Source organism: Colwellia sp. E150_009 (assembly GCF_053543955.1).
This window is the reverse complement of record NZ_JBHFOM010000042.1, coordinates 17,553-43,076: the sequence shown is the minus strand read 5'-3', so window position 1 is coordinate 43,076 and position 25,524 is coordinate 17,553. Positions and strand designations below refer to the sequence as shown.

18 protein-coding genes and 2 tRNA genes are annotated in these 25,524 nt (G+C 36.3%); all 20 read left to right on the top strand.

Annotation, left to right across the window (positions count from 1 at the left end; translation table 11 throughout):
- Positions 1–36: 36 nt before the first annotated feature.
- Positions 37–112: transfer RNA gene (locus tag ACE1OF_RS15860), tRNA-Glu, on the top strand.
- A gap of 187 nt (positions 113–299) precedes the next feature.
- Positions 300–375: transfer RNA gene (locus ACE1OF_RS15855), tRNA-Glu, on the top strand.
- 247 nt (positions 376–622) lie between these two features.
- A complete protein-coding gene (locus tag ACE1OF_RS15850) occupies positions 623–1,327 on the top strand; it encodes a GntR family transcriptional regulator (RefSeq protein WP_448895620.1) in 705 nt (234 codons plus the stop codon).
- Positions 1,328–1,367: 40 nt separating this feature from the next.
- Positions 1,368–2,246, top strand: a complete 879-nt coding sequence (prpB, locus tag ACE1OF_RS15845) for a methylisocitrate lyase (protein ID WP_448895622.1) — start codon at positions 1,368–1,370, stop codon at positions 2,244–2,246.
- 167 nt (positions 2,247–2,413) lie between these two features.
- Positions 2,414–3,550: a bifunctional 2-methylcitrate synthase/citrate synthase gene (prpC, locus tag ACE1OF_RS15840; RefSeq protein WP_448895619.1), complete on the top strand. Its 1,137-nt coding sequence runs from the start codon at positions 2,414–2,416 to the stop codon at positions 3,548–3,550.
- 92 nt (positions 3,551–3,642) lie between these two features.
- Positions 3,643–6,249, top strand: coding sequence for a Fe/S-dependent 2-methylisocitrate dehydratase AcnD (gene acnD, locus ACE1OF_RS15835; protein WP_448895618.1), 2,607 nt, complete (start codon positions 3,643–3,645; stop codon positions 6,247–6,249).
- A gap of 83 nt (positions 6,250–6,332) precedes the next feature.
- The gene (gene prpF, locus ACE1OF_RS15830) at positions 6,333–7,526 is read left to right on the top strand and encodes a 2-methylaconitate cis-trans isomerase PrpF (RefSeq protein WP_448895617.1); all 1,194 of its coding nucleotides are present in this window, start codon (positions 6,333–6,335) and stop codon (positions 7,524–7,526) included.
- A gap of 115 nt (positions 7,527–7,641) precedes the next feature.
- Positions 7,642–8,319, top strand: coding sequence for a YccT family protein (locus ACE1OF_RS15825; RefSeq protein ID WP_448895616.1), 678 nt, complete (start codon positions 7,642–7,644; stop codon positions 8,317–8,319).
- Positions 8,320–8,335: 16 nt separating this feature from the next.
- The gene (locus tag ACE1OF_RS15820; RefSeq protein WP_448895615.1) at positions 8,336–9,130 is read left to right on the top strand and encodes an SIMPL domain-containing protein; all 795 of its coding nucleotides are present in this window, start codon (positions 8,336–8,338) and stop codon (positions 9,128–9,130) included.
- Positions 9,131–9,291: 161 nt separating this feature from the next.
- Complete coding sequence (locus ACE1OF_RS15815; protein ID WP_448895614.1) at positions 9,292–9,726, top strand: GAF domain-containing protein; 435 nt, start codon at positions 9,292–9,294, stop codon at positions 9,724–9,726.
- Positions 9,727–9,752: 26 nt separating this feature from the next.
- The gene (locus ACE1OF_RS15810; protein ID WP_448895613.1) at positions 9,753–10,043 is read left to right on the top strand and encodes a hypothetical protein; all 291 of its coding nucleotides are present in this window, start codon (positions 9,753–9,755) and stop codon (positions 10,041–10,043) included.
- Between the two features lie 38 nt (positions 10,044–10,081).
- A complete protein-coding gene (gene proQ / locus ACE1OF_RS15805) occupies positions 10,082–10,741 on the top strand; it encodes an RNA chaperone ProQ (RefSeq protein ID WP_448895612.1) in 660 nt (219 codons plus the stop codon).
- A 165-nt stretch (positions 10,742–10,906) separates the two neighbouring features.
- Entirely contained in the window at positions 10,907–13,054 is a 2,148-nt protein-coding gene (prc, locus tag ACE1OF_RS15800; protein ID WP_448895611.1) for a carboxy terminal-processing peptidase, read from the top strand.
- A gap of 144 nt (positions 13,055–13,198) precedes the next feature.
- Positions 13,199–14,671 (top strand): Na+/H+ antiporter NhaC, encoded by a 1,473-nt coding sequence (nhaC, locus tag ACE1OF_RS15795; RefSeq protein WP_448895610.1) that lies wholly within the window; start codon positions 13,199–13,201, stop codon positions 14,669–14,671.
- Between the two features lie 74 nt (positions 14,672–14,745).
- Positions 14,746–17,334: an aminopeptidase N gene (gene pepN / locus ACE1OF_RS15790; protein WP_448895609.1), complete on the top strand. Its 2,589-nt coding sequence runs from the start codon at positions 14,746–14,748 to the stop codon at positions 17,332–17,334.
- Positions 17,335–17,437: 103 nt separating this feature from the next.
- A complete protein-coding gene (locus tag ACE1OF_RS15785; protein WP_448895608.1) occupies positions 17,438–17,653 on the top strand; it encodes a DUF2835 domain-containing protein in 216 nt (71 codons plus the stop codon).
- A gap of 420 nt (positions 17,654–18,073) precedes the next feature.
- Positions 18,074–20,149, top strand: a complete 2,076-nt coding sequence (locus ACE1OF_RS15780; RefSeq protein WP_448895607.1) for a DUF1302 domain-containing protein — start codon at positions 18,074–18,076, stop codon at positions 20,147–20,149.
- A 60-nt stretch (positions 20,150–20,209) separates the two neighbouring features.
- A complete protein-coding gene (locus ACE1OF_RS15775; protein ID WP_448895621.1) occupies positions 20,210–21,571 on the top strand; it encodes a DUF1329 domain-containing protein in 1,362 nt (453 codons plus the stop codon).
- Between the two features lie 123 nt (positions 21,572–21,694).
- Entirely contained in the window at positions 21,695–22,738 is a 1,044-nt protein-coding gene (locus ACE1OF_RS15770; RefSeq protein ID WP_448895606.1) for a WD40/YVTN/BNR-like repeat-containing protein, read from the top strand.
- Between the two features lie 90 nt (positions 22,739–22,828).
- Complete coding sequence (locus ACE1OF_RS15765; RefSeq protein ID WP_448895605.1) at positions 22,829–25,147, top strand: efflux RND transporter permease subunit; 2,319 nt, start codon at positions 22,829–22,831, stop codon at positions 25,145–25,147.
- Positions 25,148–25,524 lie beyond the last annotated feature (377 nt).

Genomic DNA, 25,524 nt, shown 5'->3' with positions numbered 1-25,524 from the left:
CGTTGTTATATAAATTGGGAAATTATCAGTTTTAGTGTCCCTATCGTCGAGAGGCCTAGGACACCGCCCTTTCACGGCGGTAACAGGGGTTCGAATCCCCTTAGGGATGCCACTTTCATTTAGAAAGTGCATATAAAAAGTGAAACAGTCTCTTATACTGATATTTATTTTTAATAAATGATAAATAAGAATTTAGAGTTTGAGCTTTTGTTTTTTATATCTAATAAGATACAATTAGCTGAATCATCAGAGTAATCTGGTAGATAGTTTGTATTAACTTAGTGTTAAGTTAATTCAGTGTCCCTATCGTCTAGAGGCCTAGGACACCGCCCTTTCACGGCGGTAACAGGGGTTCGAATCCCCTTAGGGATGCCACTTTCTTTTCTTAAAAGACAGTGTACATAAAGTGAAAAATAGAAAGCCCACGCAATAGTAATGTATTGCGTGGGCTTTTTTGTGCCTTCAAAACAGCAATAAAACCAAATTGTCGACAATAATACTTAAGTCTACTTGCAATTTAATAAAAACACGTTATTATTCTTGTGTAAAATAAAATATGTCGACAATTAAAGGCTGGCAGTAATCAAAATAATTACAATATCATAAGCAAGGTTTTACCACTATGTACTTAATAAATCCTACTCAGCCTGAAGCTGTAACTACCGCTGATAAAGTTTTTGAACAAATACAATACGCTATTGTTGAAGGCAATATTCCTGCGGGGAGCAAAATCAGTGAGCCTGAATTAGCTAAACGGTATCAAATTAGTCGTTCTACTCTGCGCGAAGCGTTAAATCGTTTAGAGAAGTGTCATTTAATTGAGCGTAAAGCCAATGTTGGTTCAAGGGTTGTTGATTGTACAATTGAAGGTTTACTTGAACTTTATATTACTCGAGAAGCACTTGAAGGTATGGCATGTCGTCAAGCAGCATTAAATATGACTGATGTTGAAATTGATAATATGAAAGCTATGCTTAAACTTCATAGCCAAACACAAGAGTTAAAAGATGGCGTTGCTTACTATCAAGAAGAGGGTGATCTTGATTTTCATTATAAAGTTATTTTAGGCAGCCATAATAAACAGTTAATTAATTTGATCTGTGGTCAGCTATATCACTTAGTGCGTATGTACCGTTGTCAATTTGGTATGAATAGCCCTAGAGCTAGTCGTGCGTTTAATGAGCACTCTCAAATTATTCAGGCCATTAGTGATAGAGATGGTGAATTGGCTGAATTATTAATGCGTCGTCATATTGCCGCATCAAGGAAAAATATAGAAAACAAAATTTCACAACTAGAATTATCAGAACTTAACGAAAATAAGTAGAGGAAATATTATGTCTAAAGATTCATCAGTGTCTAAGCCAATGTCTGCAGGTGCTAAATTTCGCCAAGCATTAACGAATAATAAACCACTGCAAGTTGTTGGTACTATCAACGCATATTGCGCAATGATGGCTGAAAAATTAGGTCACCAAGCTATTTATTTATCGGGTGGTGGTGTTGCCAATGCTTCATATGGTCTACCTGACTTAGGTATGACGTCATTAAATGATGTGGTTGCCGATGTAGCACGTATTACAGCAGCATCTTCATTGCCTTTATTAGTTGATATTGATACAGGTTGGGGCGGTGCTTTCAATATTGCTAAAACAATACGCGATATGGAAAAAGCAGGCGCAGCTGCTGTTCATATAGAAGATCAAGTAGCACAAAAACGTTGTGGACATCGCCCAAATAAAGAAATTGTTTCAACTGAAGAAATGGTTGATCGTATTCGAGCTGCCGTAGATGCACGTATAGACCCTGATTTTTTTATTATGGCGCGTACTGATGCTTTTGCTCAAGAAGGCTTAGAATCAGCCCTTGAACGTGCTAAAGCGTATGTTGCCGCAGGAGCTGATGGTATTTTCGCTGAAGCTATTCAAACAGAAGAGCATTACCGTGCCTTTACACAGACATTAGATGTGCCTGTTTTAGCAAATATTACTGAGTTTGGGCAAACTGAATTATGGAATAAAGAACAGTTAGGTGAGTGGGGCTGTGCAATGGTGCTTTACCCATTGTCTGCCTTTAGAGCAATGAACAAAGCAGCAGAGTCTGTATACAGAACATTATTAACTGATGGCGATCAAAAAGCAGAAATCGATAATATGCAAACACGTATGGATTTATACGATTATCTTGGTTATCACGATTATGAACAAAAATTAGATTCATTGTTTGCTGAAGGAAAAAATAAGTAAATTTATTGTTATTTAGCTCAATTTAATAATGAAAAAGTGCTTAATGATAGGCATCAACTTAGTGCTCTTTTATGAACGAGAGCAAACTAATGCTAAGTTAAAATCAATTGTAAATAAAAGTTTGAACTTTGAACAATATTATACATATAAAGAATGAGGAGAGAATAATGACTGATAAAGCTATTGATAAGAAACTAAGTGGCGCAGGATTGCGTGGTCAAAGTGCAGGTGAAACATCACTATGTACGGTTGGTAAATCTGGTAGTGGTTTAACCTATTGTGGTTATGATGTGGCTGATTTGGCAGAAAATGCAACCTTTGAAGAAGTCGCTTATTTACTTTTTAACGGTGAATTACCAACGTCAAGTGAGTTAGCTGAGTATAAAGCTGAATTGCTTGCTATGCGTGATATTCCACAAGCACTAAAAGAAGTATTGAAACTTATCCCCAAAGAAGCACATCCTATGGATGTTATGCGTACAGGTTGTTCATTCTTAGGTAATGTTGAGCCAGAAACTGATTTTTCACAACAAAATAAAGCGGCAAACCGTTTGTTGGCAGCTTTCCCTGCGATTATGTGTTTTTGGTATAAATATTCACATGAGGACGTTGAAATAGATTGTATGAGTGATGAAAGCTCATTAGGTGGTCATTTCTTGCGTTTATTGAATGACGAAAGTCCTTCAGCACAACATGAACGTGTTATGGATGTATCTTTGATCTTATATGCTGAGCACGAATTTAATGCATCTACCTTTACAGCACGTGTTTGTGCTTCAACGTTATCTGATATGTTCTCATGTATTACTGGTGCTATTGGTACATTGCGTGGTCCTCTTCATGGTGGTGCGAATGAAGCTGCTATGGATATGATTGAAAAATTTAAGTCGCCTGAAGATGCTAAAGTTCAAATGGCAGGCATGTTAGAACGTAAAGAAAAAATTATGGGCTTTGGTCATGCAATATATCGTACCTCTGATCCACGTAACGTTATCATCAAGGCATGGTCTGAAAAACTAGCTGAAGAAAATGGTGATACTTCACTTTATGATATCTCTGTTGCTTGTGAAGAGTTTATGTGGGATACCAAAAAATTATTCTGTAATGCCGACTTTTTCCATGCGTCTACATACAACTATATGGGTATACCAACTAAGTTATTTACCCCTATTTTTGTTTGCTCACGTTTAACTGGTTGGGCTGCGCATGTTATGGAACAACGCGCTAATAACCGTATTATTCGTCCGTCAGCAGACTATGTAGGTGCAGAGCCTCGTACTGTTACACCAATAGCACAAAGATAAATCTAGTCCAGAGTTTCGAGCATCAAGTTGCGAAGTTTAGCTTGATGCTTGTCTCTCGTATCTTACTCACTCTTTTATTTAGAGATGACATTATGAATTACAATTATCGAAAACCATTGCCGGGTGCTAATATAGATTATTTTGACACCCGATCAGCAATAGAGGACATAAGCACAGGTGCTTATGCAAAATTACCTTATACTTCGCGCGTGTTAGCAGAACAGTTAGTTCGCCGTTGTGACCCTGAAACATTAACAGACTCATTAAAGCAAATCATTGAAGGCAAACAAGACCTTGATTTTCCTTGGTATCCTGCACGTGTTGTTTGTCACGATATTTTAGGCCAAACAGCACTGGTTGATTTAGCAGGGCTTAGGGATGCAATTGCTGACCAAGGTGGCGATCCTTCAAAAGTAAATCCTGTTGTTCCAACACAGTTAATTGTTGACCATTCATTAGCCGTAGAAGCCCCAGGTTTTGATCCAGACGCTTTCGATAAAAACCGCGCGATAGAAGATCATCGTAATGAACATCGTTTTCATTTTATTGAGTGGACTAAAACAGCCTTTAAAAATGTTGATGTAATACCTGCTGGAAACGGCATTATGCACCAAATTAACTTAGAGAAAATGTCACCTGTTATTCAAGCTCGTGATGGTGTTGCATTTCCTGATACTTGTGTAGGCACAGACAGCCATACGCCGCATATTGATGCACTAGGTGTTATTGCAATAGGTGTAGGTGGTTTAGAAGCCGAAACAGTCATGCTTGGTCGTCCATCGATGATGCGCTTACCAGACATTATTGGCGTTAAATTAACGGGCAAACGTAAACCAGGTATTACTGCTACTGATATGGTTTTAGCAATAACTGAATTTTTACGTAATGAAAAAGTTGTTTCATCCTATCTAGAGTTTTTTGGTGAAGGTACAAAAGAGTTAACCATAGGTGATCGTGCAACGATCTCAAATATGACACCAGAATATGGCGCGTCTGCAGGTATGTTTTATATTGATGAACAAACCATTGATTATTTAAAAATGACAGGCCGTGAGCCAGAACAAGTTGCGTTAGTAGAAAACTATGCAAAACAGACAGGTTTATGGGCTGATGATCTAACTGAAGCTCAGTACCCGCGTGTACTTGAATTTGATTTATCTACAATATGCCGTAATTTAGCGGGCCCTTCTAATCCACATCGTCGTTTAGCGACAGCAGATTTGACCTCAAAGCATATTGCAAAAAATTTAGACAGCTGTAAAGCGCAAGAAGCCAAAGGCGAAATGCCAGACGGTGCAGTAATTATTGCGGCAATTACCTCATGTACTAATACCTCAAACCCTCGTAATGTTGTTGCTGCTGGTTTAATTGCCAAACGCGCTAATGAATTAGGTTTAGTACGCAAGCCATGGGTGAAAACATCCTTTGCTCCAGGGTCTAAAGTTGCCAAACTTTATCTAGAAGATTCAGGCTTGTTACCTGAAATGGAAAAATTAGGTTTTGGTATTGTGGGTTATGCATGTACTACCTGTAACGGAATGTCAGGGGCGTTAGATCCTAAAATTCAACAAGAAATTATTGATCGAGATTTATACGCAACAGCTGTTTTGTCAGGTAACCGTAATTTTGATGGACGTATTCACCCTTATGCCAAACAGGCATTTTTAGCATCACCGCCATTAGTTGTTGCCTATGCTATTGCTGGTACTATACGTTTTGATATTGAAAAAGACATTTTAGGACAAGATCAACAGGGCAATGATATTACCTTGAAAGATATTTGGCCGAGTGATGAAGAAATTGATGCCATTGTAGCAGCAAGCGTTAAACCAGAGCAGTTCAAAAAAGTTTATACGCCAATGTTTGATTTAGGCGCATTTGAGCCTGCAGAAAGCCCATTATATGATTGGGATTTATCGAGTACTTATATTCGTCGTCCACCCTATTGGGAAGGTGCTTTAGCTGGCGAACGTACCATGAAAGGTATGCGACCGTTAGCTGTGCTTGGTGACAACATAACCACGGATCATTTATCTCCGTCTAATGCTATTCAATTGAACTCTGCGGCAGGAGCATACTTAGATAAAATGGGCTTACCCGAAGCTGACTTTAACTCTTATGCAACCCATCGTGGTGATCACTTAACAGCACAACGTGCAACCTTTGCTAACCCGAAATTATTCAATGAAATGTGTAAGGATGATAAGGGTGAAGTAAAACAAGGTTCTTTAGCACGCATTGAGCCTGAAGGTAAAGAGTCACGTATGTGGGAAGCTATTGAAACGTATATGGAACGCAAGCAACCCTTGATTATTATTGCTGGTGCTGACTACGGTCAAGGTTCTTCACGTGATTGGGCCGCAAAAGGGGTTCGTTTAGCAGGTGTTGAAGTGATTGTTGCAGAAGGTTTTGAACGAATTCACCGTACCAATTTAGTTGGCATGGGTGTGTTACCGCTACAATTTGTTAATGGCGAAACTCGCCATACTTACAATATTGACGGTACTGAAACGTATGATGTGACAGGCACAACCGCACCAGGTGCTATTATGACTGTGGTAATGACTCGTAAGAATGGTGAAGTTGTTGAAATTCCTGTCAAATGTCGTTTAGATACAGCTGAAGAAGTTTCTGTTTATGCTGCAGGCGGCGTACTTCAAAAATTTGCGAATGATTTTTTAGAGTCAAACGCTAGTTAAGTTTCGCTAAAATAATCAATTTAAGCGGTACTTAACATTATGTTGGTACCGCTTTTTATTTAACAAAAATAAAGGAGAACGAGATGTCTGACGTTCCTCATGTACACTTACCTCAAGTAAAAGTTCCTGCTACCTATATGCGTGGTGGTACATCTAAAGGTGTATTTTTTAATTTAACAGATTTACCTGAAAGTGCTCAAGTACCGGGTACTGCCCGTGATAATTTATTATTACGTGTTATTGGTAGCCCAGATCCTTATGGCAAACAAACTGATGGAATGGGTGGTGCAACGTCAAGTACGAGTAAAACGGTTATATTAGCTAAATCAGAAAAAAAAGATCACGATGTTGATTATTTGTTTGGCCAAGTTGCCATTGATAAAGCCTTTGTCGATTGGAGTGGAAATTGCGGAAATTTAACGGCTGCGGTTGGCTCATTTGCTATTAGCTCGGGTTTAGTTGATAAAGAACGTATTCCAGAAAATGGTGTTTGTGCCGTTCATATTTGGCAAAAAAATATTTCAAAAACTATTATTGCGCAAGTACCTATTGTTGGTGGGGAAGTGCAAGAAACTGGTGATTTTGAGCTTGATGGCGTAACTTTCCCCGCAGCCGAGGTGCCTGTAGCATTCATAGCCCCTGTTGATCCCAGTGAAGCTATGTTTCCTACTGGCAATGTTGTTGATGATTTGGTTGTTCCTGATGTTGGAACATTTAAAGCAACTATGATCACGGCTGGTATTCCTACTATCTTTTTGAACGCCGATGAGATTGGTTATACAGGGACTGAGCTACAAGAAGCGATTAATAGTGATGACGCTGCGCTAGCACGTTTTGAAACGATTCGAGCTTATGGTGCGCTTAAAATGGGCTTAATTAAAAAATTATCTGAGGCGCAAGGCCGCCAACATACCCCTAAAATTGCCTTTGTATCACCGTCTCAAGGTTACACAACATCAAGTGGTAAAGCCGTGTCTTCAAAAGATATTGACTTACACGTTCGTGCGCTTTCTATGGGGAAATTGCATCATGCCATGATGGGAACAGCAGCAGTTGCCATAGGTACCGCTGCGGCTATTCCTGGAACGCTTGTTAACTTGGCTGCTGGTGGAGGTGACAAGCAAAGCGTTATATTTGGTCACCCTTCAGGTACATTAAAAGTAGGAGCTGAAGCAATTGAGGTAGCAGGGAAGTGGACTGTAAATAAGGTTGTTATGAGTCGAAGTGCCAGAGTTTTGATGGAAGGTTGGGTTAGAATTCCAGCAGACAGTTTCTAGCGCTTTGTTAATACATCCCACTAGTACTTTAGCCTAAATTAGTTAAATAAAGGTTTGCATTCAAGCCTAGTCAGTTTATAAATGAACTTATAATTATTGTATAAGGAATTTTATTTTGACTAGGTTTATTTTGGCGTTAGGTTTATTTTTACTAAATACTACTATTTCATTTTCACTGTGGGCAACAACGTTAACAGTATCTGATAACTTAATTGTCAGTCACATTAATAACAAAATAGTTGATCATGGTTTTCTTAACCACACGACTAAATTTTCACTAAAACCTGGTCAATATGCCTTAGTGATACACTATAAAGATGTTTTTGAAGATCTAAATTTTGCAGAAGATAGAGTAGTAAAATCGAAAGATTTTGTTGTAAAACTCTTAGTTGATCAACAAAAAACACTTAGTTTAAAAACCTCGACTATCAAAAATTTAGCACAATCAGAAGCCTTTTCTAAATCACCCACACTTATTTTAACAGATGAAAATAACCAAGAGTTACCTATTGAGTTGGAAAGCGTAGCTGATTATAAAATTGCAGAACAAGTAGAGTCGGCAATTAGTTCTTATACTAATCAACAAGCTATTAATCATGATAAAAAAGCAATCATTTCTAAAGTTCAGTCTTTAAGCCAAACAACCATTCCTACTACACCACCTACCACAACAAATGATCTGAATAACAAATTGATACAGATTAATGCACTACCCATGTTAAAATACTGGTGGCAAAATGCTTCAGAAGAAGAAAAGAAGCATTTTAAAAAGTTTATAAATACAATGGATTAAATACATAGGAAAAAATATGCTCAAAATTAACACATCACTTATTATAAATGCATTTGCTATTAGCGCATGTTTGATTTTATCTAATAATGTATATGCGGTTACGCAAGAATCAGGAATTGAAGTGACAGGACAAGGCACAATTTTGGTTGAGCCTAATCAGTTTTCTTTAACTTTATCAATAGCTGAAAAAGGTCACTTTACCGATAAAATTAGAGCCATTGTGGATAGTAAAAGTAATCAAGTGATTGATGTTGCAAAAAGCTTAGGTGTTAAAGCCAATAACATTAACTCTGCACGGGTATATTTGCGTATTATTGAAGAAGAATCGAAAATAAATGTTCGCGGATTGGAAGTTAACGAGCCATTAGCGAACAATCAAAAAAGTAAGGTTCATGTGGGTACAAGTACATCTTCCTATGTTGAGCATGTTCTGCCACAGTATTTTGAATTAAGTAGAAATATTACGGTTAACTTTTCTGATATCGACGATTATGATCGATTTTTGAATGCAGTGATAAAAATTGGCGTTACGCATATTTCTCCTCTTGCTATGACTGTAGATGACACAGATAAATATTATCAACAAGCATTATTGTTGGCGATTAATAATGCAAAATTAAAAGCATCAAACATTGCTAATCAAGCAGGACATCAATTAGGTAAGTTGGTCTATCTTAAAGAAGTCAGTAACAATCATTACAGAGCACGATACAACGAGTCAATGATGGTTAAATCGTCTTTTGAACATAGCTCACAAGTTGGTACAAAAGAAATTAGCGCAAGTGTTTTGGTGAATTATTCAATTGAGTAGCGAGAGTGCTCAAACGACTAAATGAGAGTAAATTATAGTTTCATCAATATAAAAGCTTTAATTAAGGTAGCTTTCAGGGTATGTTATGCCTTTTTAAGCTACATTTTAATTGTTGGTATATCTCCTTGGTTAGTAAAACAGCGTTTTATCAAGAATTATTAATGCAAACAAAAGCATTAATACATGATGAAACAGACCCTATCGCCAATATGGCAAATATCTCCGCCTTACTTTTTGACGCGTTAGAACAAGTGAATTGGCTTGGTTTTTATCGAATCATTGAAGAAGAACTTGTTTTAGGACCGTTTCAAGGTAAAGTTGCTTGTATTCGAATTCCCTTAGGGAAAGGGGTCTGTGGAACGGCAGCTCAAACAAAAACAACACAACGTATCGATGATGTTCATCAATTTGACGGACATATTGCTTGCGATGCAGCAACGAATTCTGAAATTGTTATCCCCGTTCAACTTAACGGTGATATAATAGCGGTTTTGGATGTTGATAGCGTTAGTTTTCAACGTTTTGACCAAGAAGATCAAGATGGTTTAGAAGCCATCGTTGCAATGTTCGAGCAAAGCTTGTTATTAGAAAAGTGAAATTAGCGTAATGAAGTATTAACACCATGAAAGAATTTGTAGTAATACATGATTATCTAGTCACAGAAGCCATTGTTGGTGATTGGGATGGTCAGGAAGAACAAGTTGTAGAGAAAATCAATGAGTTTTACCATACGTTCTATGATTTAGCGGAAGAAGATATAGAAACTGAAGTATTAGAGCAGCTATTGGCTTTGATATGGGATACATGGATTGGGCAGGAAGAATTGCCTGATTTAGCATCTGAAGATATTTACGATTGGTGTCGACACGTATTAGAAAACAGAGACCAACACCTACAACCCCAAGATTATTAATTTAAACTATTTAACTGAAACTGTATAAAAGTGTATTTATGGAAACTCAAATTAAACGAATAAGCACCAAAGATGTTATTACCTATTTAGTCGAAAAATTTCCTGCATGTTTTTCGCTAAAAGGACCAGTAAAACCATTGAAAATTGGAATTTTTCAAGATTTAGCTGAAAAACTGAATGATGATGAAACCATTAGCAAAACTCGCTTACGCCAAGCATTAAGACATTATACGAGTAGTTGGCGTTATCTTAAAGCAATTAAGGTAGGCGCTTTTCGTGTAGATATTGATGGTAATACCGTTGCTGAAATAGATGAAGAACAAGCAAATTACGCCAGTAAAACATTAAAAGAAAGCCAAGAAAAATTTGGTAACAATTCTTCACCCAATAAAAAACCGCAAGAAAAAGATGATAAAAAACCATCTAAAACTAGCAAAAACAAAGGGGAGGGGGCAGATAAACGTGACGCTGAAAAGTTTAAATCTGTTAAATCCGTCAAACGTCAATCGGTGAAAAAAGAATTACCACCATTGAAACAAGTAGATTCCGCTACAATAAAAATAGGTAGTAAAGTTAAAGTTCAGTTAGGTAATGCACCTATGAATGCAACTATTACAGAAATTGCTGGTAAAGATGTTAGTGTGCAACTTGATTCTGGCATGACAATTAAAACACAGATGCAAAATATATATTCATAATTTAATATGTTTATGTATTTTTAATCAGTAAAAATAGTACATTATTTGTGGGGGCTTTTATGCCGTTAGTGGTTAAAAGTCGCCTTACAAAGAGAATTAAAGTTTAACAACTTATCTTTTCTAATTGTTAGGCTTGAATGTTTATCATCGTTTGGAGTAGCGTGCATGCAAAAATTTTGTCGTATAGCACTTGCCGTATCATTGTCGGTAAGTTTTTCATTAAGTAGCTATAATGCGTTTGCATTTGATGATACAACCAAAGATACCCCCCTACCTGTACTCAGCCCTGAAAGCCAACATGCAACAGCGAGTAAACGAATTGCAGCAAGCTTTACCCGAGGGCACTATAAAAAAATTAAAATTAATGACGCGTTATCGAAAGAAGTATTTGACCGCTATATAAAACAGCTTGATTATTCACGCAATATTTTTTTAGCCTCAGACATTACAACATTAGAAAAAAACAGTGATGGGTTTGATGATGTATTTGCTCGAGGAAAGTTGTCAGCTGCGTACGATATTTATAATTTAAATATGCAACGACGTTTAGAACGGTACCAGTTTGCCCTTGACTTACTTAATTCACCTGTTATTTCTAATAAAACAGAGGATAAAAATTCACCAGAAACTCCCTTTGATTTTAGTAAAGATGAAGTTTTTGAATACGACCGAGAAGATGCTCCTTGGGCAACTTCAACGGCTGAACTAGATGAATTATGGCGCATTAAGGTTAAATCTGATGTGTTAAATTTACTGTTGGCAGGTAAAGAATGGCCTAAAGCGAAAGAAGTACTGATTAAACGTTATAAATATGCGGTTAAAAGAATTAAGCAAAGCGAGAGCGAAGATGTTTTTCAGCTGGTCATGAATAGCTTTGCTCGTGTAGTTGAGCCTCATACTTCTTATTTATCTCCACGCAATGCAGAACGTTTCCAAATGGAAATGAACTTATCACTTGAAGGTATTGGTGCCGTGCTTCGTGCAGAAGAAGATTACACCGTTATTCAGAGTGTTATTAGCGGTGGTCCTGCTGATATGTCGAAAGGCTTAAAGCCTAAAGATCGCATTGTGGGGGTAGCCCAAGGTGAAAAAGATTTTGAAGATGTTATTGGTTGGCGTTTAGATGACGTTGTCGATAAAATCAAAGGACCTAAAGGTACAACAGTTAGACTACAAGTATTGTCTGGTGAATCAGATGATATTTCTGATATTAAAGAAGTAACTATCGTTCGAGACAAAATAAAATTAGAGAATAAAGCGGCTAAATCTGAAGTGTACTTTGAAGGTATTGGTATTGAAAAATTAGAAAAAGATACCGAAGAAACAGAAAATACAGTTAAAGAAGATACAACTAAGCAAGGCAAAAAATTAGGTATTATTACAATCCCTAGTTTTTATAATAATCTCTCTCGTGACGTTAAAAAAGAAATTGCCAAGCTTAAAGAGCAAGAAGTAGAGGGAATTATTGTCGACCTGCGTGGTAACGGTGGTGGCTCTTTACCAGAAGCAACATTATTAACGGGGTTATTTATTGATAAAGGCCCAGTTGTTCAAATTAGAAACGGTGCAAACCGCGTAGATGTTCATCGAGATAAAGATGGTATTAGTTATTACGATGGCCCGTTAACAGTTATGGTTGATCGTTACAGTGCCTCAGCATCTGAAATTTTTGCTGCTGCAATTCAAGATTACGGTCGTGGAATTATTGTAGGTGAACACACTTTTGGTAAAGGGACTGTGCAACAGCATCGAGGTTTAGGACGTGTTTATGATTTATATGAACACCCATTAGGAAGTATTCAATATACTATTGCTAAGTTTTACCGTATAAATGGCGGTAGCACTCAACATAGAGGTGTTTTACCTGATATAGCTTTTCCTACTGCGGTAGACCCTGAAGATTGGGGGGAAAGTAAAGAAGAGAATGCATTACCTTGGGATCAAATTAATAGAGCTGATTACGCTAAATTGAATAATGTAGAAACAGATGTAACCTACTTAACTTCTTTATATAAAGAACGTATTAAAGAGAATAGCGAGTTTAATTATCTACTTGATGATATTGAAACGTATAAAGCAGAGAAAGATGATAAAGTCATTTCTTTGAATTTAGAAACGCGTAAAGCTGAACGTGAAGAGCGTAAGAGTAAGCGATTAATTCGAACTAATGAACGACTTGCTAAGTTAGGGAAAAAGCAAGTTGAGGATCTTGAAGATTTACCCGATGATTTAGATGAACTTGATCCATTTTTAGATGAAACGGTACGGATTACTTTTGACCTAGTTAGTTTGGGGAAAATAGCTAAAAAGTAAAAGAATATATCAATAAGAAAGCCGCCCTAAGGGCGGCTTTCTTGTATTTTAATATAGGTATTTATATTTAAATAAAATGAATAAATAATCAACTCGATGAGTATGAATTATATAACAACTATTATAAAAGGGTAATTTCATAAAATGTCAAATAAAGCACCAATAAAAAGCAAATCACCAAAAGCTCCTAGTATGCTAGATGCTACTATTCCTCTAGTATCGCTGGTGATAATGCTAACTGCATCGGTAGGTTACTTTTCAGATAACTCTTCTTTTGGACCAAATCAAATAGCACTTTTATTAGCCATGGGTATTGCTATTGTAATTGGCCTGAAAAATGGTTATCAATGGGATGGTATTGAAAAAGCGATGGTTAAGGGGATTTCTCTGTCCTTGGGGGCATTATTAATTTTGTTAACGGTTGGTGCATTAATCGGTACTTGGTTACTGTCTGGAACTGTTCCAACAATGATTTATTATGGCTTACAAATAATAGATCCTAATTGGTTTTATGCAGCATGTTGTATTGTTTGTGGTATTGTTGCCATGAGCATTGGCAGTTCTTGGACAACTGCAGCTACCGTTGGGGTTGCTTTTATTGGGATTTCAAATGGTTTTGAAATGTCTACGGCTGTTACGGCAGGAGCGGTCATTTCTGGTGCTTATTTTGGTGATAAGTTATCACCTCTTTCAGAAACGACAAATCTTGCACCCGCCGTTGCGGGCAGTGAACTGTTTGACCATATACGGTACATGCTATGGACAACAATTCCTTCTATTTCTATTGCTTTACTCTTGTTCTTGATTATTGGTTTTAATCATTCATCACCTAATATAGAAAATACAGACAGTATTGAAGCGCTGACCGCTACCTTAGAAGCTACTTATGATATTTCAGTAATAAATTTAGTACCTTTGTTGATTTTACTCATACTCGCTTTTAAAAAAATGCCCGCTTTTCCCGCTGTTGCAATAGGTGCAATTATTGGTGCTATTTGGTCTGGTATTTTTCAGCAAGAATTAATTCTAACAATGGCGAAAGAAGGGGTTTCTAATACAACGGCCTATATTACCGTTATTTGGACCGCTTTTTTTGATGGCATTGTTGTTAATACTGGTAATCAGGAAATTGATAAATTACTTAGCCGTGGTGGCATGTCAAGTATGCTAAATACTATTTGGTTAGTTATGTGTGCATTAAGTTTTGGTGCAGTATTAGAGCACTTAGGTATGTTAGCTAAGTTTGTTGAATCTATATTAAAAACAGCTAAATCAGTAGGCAGTTTAATTACTAGTACCATTATGACTTGTATAGGCACTAATTTAATTACGGCAGATCAGTACATGGCAATTGTGATGCCTGGTAGAATGTTTAAAGAAGAATATCAGCGTCGTGGCTTGCATCCTACCGTATTAAGTAGAACCCTTGAAGATTCTGGTACCATCACATCGCCGTTAATACCTTGGAATACCTGTGGTGCGTTTATGTTTGGTGCATTAGCATTGACGTCTTATGACTATATATTTTATTGTTTTTTTAATCTAATAAACCCCATAATTGCGGTAATATATGCATATACAGGTTTTAAAATTAAAAAACTGACTAATACTGCATAATAATTAATTTACTACCGACGTTAACAAATGTCTTTATGAATTGAATTATTGTTTTTATCTAAATTTGGATTTTTATGACTCAAACAACTTCACGATTTTTAGCGGATTATACGCCAACATTTTATACAATCCATTCTGTCCAATTGACTGTTGAATTAAACGATACTAGTACTGAAGTTATTAATGAAATGTTAGTATCTCGCCAAGGTGAACATAATGAACCACTTGTTCTCGATGGTGAACAACAAACCTTGCTCTCAGTGTCAATTAATAACAAGGTGCTTTCAACAGAGCAATATACAATATCAGAGAACAACCTAACGTTACTCACAGGTGAAGATAAGTTTACGTTAACCATTGTTACCCAAATCAACCCTGCTGATAATACGTCGCTTGAAGGCTTGTTTAAATCAGGAAATGCTTTTTGTACACAATGTGAAGCAGAAGGGTTTCGCCGTATCAGCTATTATCTTGATAGACCTGACGTAATGGCGGTTTTTACTACAAAAGTGATAGCAGATAAAACTTTATATCCGTATTTACTCTCTAATGGTAACAAAATATCGCAAGGTGATTTAGATAATAACAAACACTTTGTCACTTGGTTTGACCCCTTTCCAAAGCCTTGCTACCTTTTTGCGTTAGTTGCAGGTGATTTTGATTTACTAACAGACACCTTTATAACGTGTTCAAATAAAGAAGTGGCGTTAGAAATATTTGTAGATAAGGGAAATTGCCATAAAGCTGAACATGCCATGGCTTCGCTAAAAAAATCAATGCAATGGGATGAAGAAACCTTTGGCCTAGAATATGATTTAGATATTTACATGATTGTCGCCGTAGATTTTTTCAATATGGGAGCAATGGAAAATAAAGGCTTGAACGTTTTTAACAGTAAATATGTTTTAGCTGATAAAGCCTGTGCGACAGATACTGATTACTTTAATGTTGAAGCAGTTATAGCGCATGAATATTTTCATAATTGGACAGGAAACAGGGTTACTTGCCGAGATTGGTTCCAATTAAGCTTGAAAGAAGGGCTAACAGTTTTTCGCGACCAACAATTTAGTGCTGATATGCATTCGAGTGCTGTAACACGAATTCAAAACGTACGAGTATTACGCTCACAACAATTTGCTGAAGATGCAGGGCCAATGTCACACCCTATTCGCCCTGAAAAAGTCTTGGAAATGAATAATTTTTACACGTTAACGGTATATGAGAAGGGTGCTGAAGTTATCCGAATGTTACATACCTTGCTAGGTAAAGATAACTTTAGAGCAGGAATGGATCTTTATTTTAAACGATTCGATGGTATGGCTGTTACCTGTGATGACTTTATTAATGCAATGAGTGACGCGTCAGGTAAAAATTTAACGCAATTTAAGCGTTGGTATAGTCAAGCAGGAACACCTACCGTCAGCGTAAGTGAACATTTTGATGATGTTGAATCAATATACAGTTTAACTCTATCGCAGAAGTCGCCAGTAACTAAAGTTCAAGTTGCTCCAGAAGCGTTACATATTCCAATTAAAATTGAGCTAATTGGAGATCACCGTGATGCAATCGATGTACAAAAGCATATGATTGAGTTAACAGAAAAATCTCAAGTAGTTAAATTTTCTGGGTTTAAATCAAAACCTAGCATCGCATTGTTAGCAGATTTCAGTGCACCAATAAAAATAAATTTTGCTCAAAATGACGATGAATTACTGACGATTATAGCCAGCGCTAAAAACAGTTTTTGTCGATGGGATGCAGGACAGAAATTATTAATGTCTTACCTGAAATCACTAACCTTAATGCCAGACTTTCAGATACCAAAACAACTTTTAACGTGTTTTGCTGAAATTTTGTCGGCTAATGAAGATGCGGCTTTTATTGCTGAGCAGCTAATTTTGCCAAGCTTTGATGAAGCGGCTGATATAATTGACGAAGTCGATCCCCTTGCTTTAGTTTCTGCAATACAAACGCTTACTTTGTTTATAGCGCAAGGATTAGAACAAGCGTTACTAGAAAAGCTTCAAGATTGTAAAACTATTCTACAAAACCCTAAACTTTCTGAAGCCGAGATTACAAGTAATAAAGCATTAAAAAATATTTGTTTGCATTACTTAGCGTCACTTGAAAAACATACTGCATTGGTGGAACAACAATTTAGTGAGTCAGATAATATGACAGACTCACTAGCCGCATTAAGCTGTAGCGCAAAATACAACTTAAGTTGTTTTACTCAACAAATGCAAAAGTTTGAGTCTCAGTGGCAAGATACGGTGTTAGTTATGGATAAGTGGTTTTCTCTTTCAGCCACGCTTGCTAGTGAGGAAATTTTTACTCACCTAAGCAATTTAACTGAACATACTTTATTCAGTTTAAAAAACCCAAACCGAGCAAGATCGCTAATTGGTGCCTTTGCCATGAATAACCCTAAATACTTTCATTGTACCTCTGGTAAAGGTTATGAGTTTTTAGCGAATAATGTGGCTGCACTGAATACCATTAACCCGCAAGTTGCCTCTCGGTTGATCACACCACTCATTCAGTTTAATAGTTTTGGCGAACCCCATAAAAAATTAATGAAAGCACAATTAGTACGATTACAATGCTTACCTAATTTATCTAATGATCTGAAAGAAAAATTAGATGCGTCACTGACATTATAATTGTCTTAGTTGAATGTATACGCAAGACTGATATGTGCATTTATTGATATATCAGTCTATATTTTAAAAGAATGATTTAGCATAAAGCTATGATAAAACTGAGATGAAGTATTATTTTTCGTTAAATATATCAGCAAATGAATTTTTACCTTATTACCGAGGTGAAATATTATCTATTGTTGTAACAACAAATTTAGGGACAAGGGTAAAATTTCCAGCAATGCATTTACGAAAGCACTTAACCAATGGTGGAATTTATGGCCATTTCTGCTTGGAAACACAAAATAATAAATTTTTATCTTTAATAAAAATAGATTAGTTTACTTTTTTTTAAATCAACTAGAGTAATAGCTTTAAACAGTGGTCAGACCATCATTAGTTTTATTTGGTACATTTTTTTGTCACAAATAAGCTATATTTCATTAACTTAGTTGAAATAAAATTCTGCTCCTTTTTTTGATTTAAAACACCCGTTTTAAACAATTGAAAGTTTTCGACTGATAGTTAAATGCAAATCATTAAAATACAGTCAGTTAACTATTGTTTTTACACTTGCTACCGAGTTGAAATGATGCAATTATTGTTTAACTGTCAATTGTGAATTAGCTATCGCATTTGTTAGTTAATAAATAATAAAACAAATAATCATTTAAGTTTTGTTCAAAATGTTACTTTTAGATATGTTTAGTCAATAGAGTAACGTTATATATTACTTGATTTGCTTCAGGGGAGAAAATACATGAATAATAGCCCTCGCAGGTTTTCAAAAAAACCTTCAGTCGTTGGTGTTGCCGCCGCACTTTCAATGACACTTTTAGGCGCTGGTCTAAATAGTGCACAAGCTGCAAGATGGAATTTTGGTGATGTAGACGTTAGTTTTGACTCTACATTTAGTGTTGGCTCAAGCTGGCGTACTGAAAATCGTAATTGGAATGATAATGTTGCTAAAGCCAATAACTTAAATAATGGTTTTGATTTTAGTCATTACAATGCCGCATTAAATGCAAATCCAAAAAACGTTACGTTATGGCAGGGAGCAGGTGGTTATTCCTCTAACGGTGATAATGGTAATTTAAATTATGATAAAGGCGAATCTTTCTCTCAATTAATTAAAGGTACGCACGAATTAGATGTTCATTATGATGGCATGGGTATTTTTGTTCGTGGTATGTACTACTACGATTTTGCCATGATGGATAATGATCGCAGTTGGACAAACCCAATTAGCGGTCAAGTGAATGACCCTTGTGACGACAGTGAAGCAAAGAAGCAGGTTTGTACCGATGTTCGACTACTTGATGCTTACGTGTATGGTAATTTTGATTTAGGTGATATGCCGTTTTCGATCCGTGCTGGTCAGCAAGTAATAAGCTGGGGAGAGAGTACACTTATTGGTCATGGTATCAGTGAAATAAACCCAGTAGATATTGCACGATTAAAAGCACCGGGCGCTGAGTTAAAAGAAGCTTTCATTCCCTTTGGCGCGGTTTGGGGTTCATTAGGGGTTACTGACAACTTCAATATTGAAGCGTTTTATCAATATTCGTGGGAAAAAACAATTTTACCACCACCAGGAAGTTACTTTTCAACCAATGATTTTGCTGGTGATGGCGGTGATAATAACAACGTTCAACTTGGATTCTCTGGTAACCCAGATATTGATGTAACTACGTTAATGGCTGGCTTGAATCAAATTGGTGGTTTGTTAAGAACTGGCGCAATAAACAGTGATGCAGCGGCACAAATGTACTTAGCTTACTCTACTAAAATCACTTTACGTTCACCTGGCGAAACCGCAGAATGGCAACCTGATGATGGTGGTCAATATGGTTTACGTTTTTCTTGGTATTTACCAGAATTAAATGAAACTGAATTAAGTCTTTATTATGTAAATTATCATAGTCGTAGACCTCTATTTGCTGGTCAAACAGCTAATTTTAGTGCTACTTCAATTGGTACAGATCTTACGTACATGGCAGGCAATCCAATTACACAGGAGAACCTCTATGATCTTTCTACTTTCTCACAAGTAAAATTACAATACCCAGAAGATATTAAAATGTATGCGCTAAGTTTTAATACTACTTTAGGTAATACGGCTGTTGCAGGTGAAGTCAGTTATCGTCAAGATGAACCCTTACAAATTGATGATGTTGAATTACTCTTTGCTGCTATGCCTCAACAGTTATATAACGCAGGTCTTAGAGATGATTTAAATAATATTTCTCAACATTATGATGTTACTACAGGACAACCTTTTGGGTCAGGTGTAAATGCCGATGGCTTTATTTTGTCAGATACAGTACAGGCGCAAATGACCATAACTCATTTGTTTGGTCCTATGCTTGGGGCAAGCCAGTTTGCAGGTGTGTTAGAAATTGGTGGTATTAATATCAATGATATGCCTGATGAAGATGTACTTCGCCTAAATGGGCCTGGAACGGCTAGAAATGGTGGTGTTGCAGCTGCACCAGGTTTAGAAAAAGGTTTACAAGATGGTATTGAAACAAACCCATTCCCAACTGAATTCGCTTGGGGTTATAGAATAGTTGCTAAATTAGATTATTCAAATGTGTTCTCAGGTATCAACATGAGTCCTCGTGTAGTTTTCTCTCATGATGTTAAAGGTATTACGCCAGATCCATTATTCTTGTTTGTTGAAGACAGAAAATCGGTGGCTCTGGGAGTGACTATGGACTATCAAAGCAGGTGGAAAGCTGAAATAAACTACAATAGCTTCTTCGATGGTGTGGGTACAACTAACCAGATTGAAGATCGTGATTATGTATCTTTAAGTATTAGTTATTCAATTTAAGAAAAGGCAACGACGATGAAAAATCATATTTTTAAGACTTATAACTTCAATCAAATAAAAATGAAGAAAAGTACGATATTATTAGCTGTAACAGTTGCTCTTACCTCAAATGTTGCGATGGCCAAAATATCAGCTGAAGATGCAGCTAAATTAGGTAAAGAATTAACACCTATGGGTGCTGTACAGGCGGCGAATAAAGACGGATCAATTCCTGAGTGGACAGGTGGTATCACAAAAGCTCCTGCTGGTTACAATGTTGGTGATCATCATTTAGACCCCTATCCAAATGATAAAATAAAATATTCTATATCAGCTAAAAATGTTCAAGAGTACAAAGACTTACTAACTCCAGGACAAATCAAATTATTTGAAACTTACCCTGAAACATTCAGAATGAATGTTTATCAAACACGTAGAAGTGCGTCATTTCCTGAACATGTTTATAAAGCGGTTAAAGTTAATTCGACTAGAGCAGAGCTTGTCGAAGAAGGAAACGGCATTAAAAATGCTGCAGTAGGTATTCCTTTTCCTATTCCTGAAAATGGATTGGAAGCTATTTGGAACCACATAGTACGTTATCGTGGAGAAGCGATTGTTAGGGAAGGCGGTCAGACGGCTCCAACGGCTTCTGGAGATTTTACCTACGTAGGTTTTGATGAGCAATTATTACTTCCTTATGACGTTGAAGGTACCACACCTGCAGAACTTGAAAAAACTAATGTTTTATTTAAGTTTAAGCAAAAAGTCACAGAACCAGCACGTTTAGCTGGAACGGCTTTATTAGTTCATGAAACAATGGATCAAATCAAAACACCTCGTCAAGCATGGACATATAACACAGGCCAACGTCGTGTAAGACGTGCACCAAATGTTGCTTATGACGCCCCTGGTAGTGCATCAGATGGGTTACGATTAACTGATGATTTTGATATGTATAACGGCGCACCAAACCGATATAATTGGACATTAAAAGGTAAGCAAGAGTTGCTTATTCCGTACAATGATTACCGTTTACATAGCGACAAAGTGAAGTATGAGGATATTATTCAACCGGGTCATATTAACCCAGACTTAGTTCGTTACGAAAAACACCGTGTTTGGGTGGTTGAAGCTAATTTGAAAGAAAATACGCGGCATATCTATAAAAAACGTGTTTTCTATATTGATGAAGATAGTTGGCAAGTAGCTATTTCTGATATTTATGATGACCGTGATGAATTATATCGCGTTGCTGTTGCACATGGCTTAAATTATTATGAAGTTCCTACACAATGGTCTACACTTGAGGTTTATCATGACTTTCAGTCTAGACGTTACATTGCTATGGGCTTAGATAATGAAGCTAAAATGTATGATTTTTCTGTGAAGTTAAAAGATGATGATTTCACTCCATCAGCATTAAGACGAGAAGGTAGAAGATAACTACTTTGTATGTTGAAACGGCTGGCTGATGCCAGCCGTTTTTGTTCTTAGCTTTTCTATTTACTTTATTATTGTGATTGTTTTTTTGTACTTTTTTTGTCATTAATGTCGAGAATTTCAACAATGCGTTTTGTTTCTTTCCCACTTTCAATTATTTTACTTTTATGTACGTTAGGCCAGTTTAGCTTTGCTAGCGAGTTGCCTTCAAAAGTAAATAACTCAGCTAGTATTAATCCGTCAGTTAAAGCGCGTCTAGCGAGTAAATCCTTATTATTAGATATCACTAAAGTTGGACAAGACAAACTTGTTGCGGTTGGTGAGCGTGGTCATATTATTTTATCATCAGATGCGGTGAACTGGCAGCAAGCTGATGTTCCATTACAAACAACCTTGACGAGTGTGTTTTTTTTGAACGACTATCTTGGCTGGGCTGTAGGCCATGATGCAACGATATTAAACTCAACTGATGGTGGTTTAACATGGCAAATACAACAACACATACCAGCATTAGAAAAGCCACTGTTTGATATTGTTTTTAAATCACCAACAGAAGGGCTTGCTATTGGCGCTTACGGACAAACTTTTCGTACAAATGATGGCGGAAAAACATGGCAAAATGAATTTCATAGTGAAATACTTTTACCTGACGATGCACAATATTTAGCTGAGTTAAAGCAAGAAGATGAAGACGCTTATTTAGATGAAGCTTCATTTATTTTGCCTCATTTTAACCGTCTAGCTTTAGACGGAAGAACCTTATATATGGTTGGTGAGATTGGTTTAATCGCTAAAAGTAATGATTTTGGTAAAAACTGGATAACATTCGACAGTATTTATCAAGGTTCATTTTTTGATATTTCAAGAACACATCAAGGTAATTTACTTATTGCAGGTTTACGTGGTCATGTTTTTAGAAGCTTGAATAATGGTAAACCATGGGAGCCACGAGAAACAAATGCAATAGCGCTTATAAATGATATTGTGCTAAGTGATGACGAGCGAATTTTCTTATTAGCTAATAATGGTGTTTTACTTGAAAGTCTTGATGATGGTCAAACTTATCGTTTGAGAATGCAAAAAGATGGAAAGGCATTAATTGCAGGTGTTTGGTTCAAGCAACAATTAGTGACAGTATCAGATGTAGGCATAAAGATAATTTCTTTATAAATTAGTCTCACAATTATATCTAAATTATCCTAAAGTTAGGATTACATTGGATCAAAACGTAAACCATAAGAATTTGGATCGCAAAATATTATGAAAATCTCTCTCGCAAACCGTTTAGAAGTAGGTCTGTTTCGTCATAAATTTTTAGTATTGATGTTGTTTGTACTTGCCAGTGCCTTTTTATTGTTTCAGGCATCACAAATTAAGCTAGGTGCCTCATTTACTAAAAACATACCCCTTAACCATAGTTATATGAAAACCTATTTAAAACATAGGGAAAACTTTGGTGGTGCTAATAACATTTTAATTTCTGTATGTAATAGTGATGGTGACATTTTTAATCCCGAGTTTTTCGGCGCATTAAAAGGAGTGCATGATAAGTTATTTTTTATTCCAGGTGTTGATCGTATTCAAGTGAAATCTTTGTACTCACCAAGTACTCGCTTTGTGGAAGTAGTAGAAGATGGTTTTGCGGGTGGTCCAGTTATTCCAGCAGATTTTCAACCAAATGAGCATGGTTTAGCAACGGTAAAAGCTAATATTGAAAAAGCAGGAATTGTCGGCAGTATTGTTGCTGATGATTACAGTTGTGCCATGGTTAAAGCTTCATTGTTAGATTTTAATCCAGACACAGGGGAGAAACTTGATACCCTTATTATAGCCGCACAACTTGAAGAAGATGTTCGCCAGTCATTTGAAAAAGATAATATAACGGTTCATATTATTGGTTTTTCTAAAATGGTTGGAGATGTTGCAGAAGGGGCGAAAGGAGTCGTTACTTTCTTTCTTATAGCCATAGTGATTACAGCTATTATGGTTTACTTTTTTTGCCATTCTATTAGTCTAACTTTACTGCCTATTTTATGTTCTTTAGTCGCTGTTATTTGGCAAATGGGTATGTTGTCTACCCTTGGTTTTGGCTTAGATCCTATGTCAATCTTAGTCCCGTTTTTAGTTTTTGCTATCGGTGTTAGTCATGGCGTACAAATGATCAACTCTGTTGTGAAACAAGTGAGTTTAGGGGTTTCAAGTCAAGCGGCTGCACAAGCAAGCTTTAGAGCGCTATTAATCCCTGGGGGTATTGCCTTATTGTCAGATACCGTTGGTTTTATGACTTTATTGTCAATTGATATTGGCATTATTAAAGAGCTTGCTGTTACTGCGTCATTAGGTGTGGCAATGATTATTTTAACCAATTTAATTTTGTTACCACTACTGGTTTCTTATTTAACCATTACACCTAAAGACAGAAAAAATCATGCTGGTAATATTAGTGAAGGTAGTGGTATTTGGCGTTTTATGGCGAGTTTCGCTACCAAAAAACCTGCTTTCATCATTTTATTCTTCACTGTTATTATTTATGCTGCTGGTTTTTTAAATTCACAAAATTTAAAAATTGGAGAATTACACGCAGGGGCACCTGCTTTGCATGAGTCGTCACGATATAATCAAGACACGTTTTTAATTACTAATCGCTATGCCATTAGTGTTGATTATATGTCGGTAATTATTGAATCAACTCCTGACGCTTGTACCTATTATGAAACTATGGATACTATTGATCGATTCCAATGGCGTATGGAAAACGTACCAGGTGTGCAATCAGCTGTTAGTTTAGCTTCTATTTCTAAAGTTGTTAATGCAGGGTATAACGAAGGTAACCCCAATTGGAGAGTCATTCCTCGTAATAAACAAACCTTAGTGCAATCAATAGCTCGTATACCATCTTCGAGTGGTTTACTGAACAGAGATTGTAGTGTTATGCCTGTTATTCTGTTTTTAGAAGACCATAAAGCGGATACGATTGAACGAGTTGTTGAAGAAGTAAAAGTTGCGTCTAATGAATTGGGCAGTGAACAATTACAATTTAAATTAGCATCAGGGCCTGTTGGTGTTATGGCGGCGACTAATGAAGCCGTAGCAGAAGCGCAATTACCGATGATGTTATATGTTTACGGTGCTGTAATTGTATTATGCTTACTGAGTTTTAGAAGTATTAGAGCAACCGTTGTGGTTGTTTTACCATTATATATTGTTTCAACATTAGCCCAGTGGCTAATGACCGTACTTGATATTGGTTTAACAGTGTCAACGCTACCTGTAATTGCATTAGGTGTTGGTATTGGGGTTGATTATGGTATCTATATTTTATCAACAATGAGCAGCGAACTTAAAAATGGTGCTAATGTTCATGATGCGTATCTTGCTGCATTGAAAGAGCGTGGCAGTGCGGTACTGATTACAGGAGTTACACTTGCAATTGGTGTGTCTACTTGGTTCTTTTCAGCGTTGAAATTTCAAGTAGATATGGGTATCTTATTAACCTTTATGTTTTTAGTAAATATGTTGGCCGCTATTATTGTACTTCCAGCTTTAGCTGCATTTTTATGGCCGAATAAGAAAAATTGATATGCAAATTTGTTAATTTAAAGAAAAACTAACATTTAAAAAGCCCTTAATTTTTCGAGTTAAGGGCTTTTTAGTCTATTCGCCATAATAAAAGCTAAATGGTTAAAAATAATTGTAATAAATTATAAAATTATTTATCTACTGTATTTATGAAATATTTGAATATTTAAACAATAAACGGTGTTGAATAAGCATTATTATTTACCATATCTGAATAAACAAGAATTTCCGTAAAAACAAGCCCTGCTTAACTACAATTATTTTCGTAGTTAAGTAAAAATAATTCTCGCAATACCTTAAATTTACTCATAAAATCTGTACTATACTATAAAAGGTTTTACTTATGGTTTTAGGTGATTCCGAACATAGTGGTTATA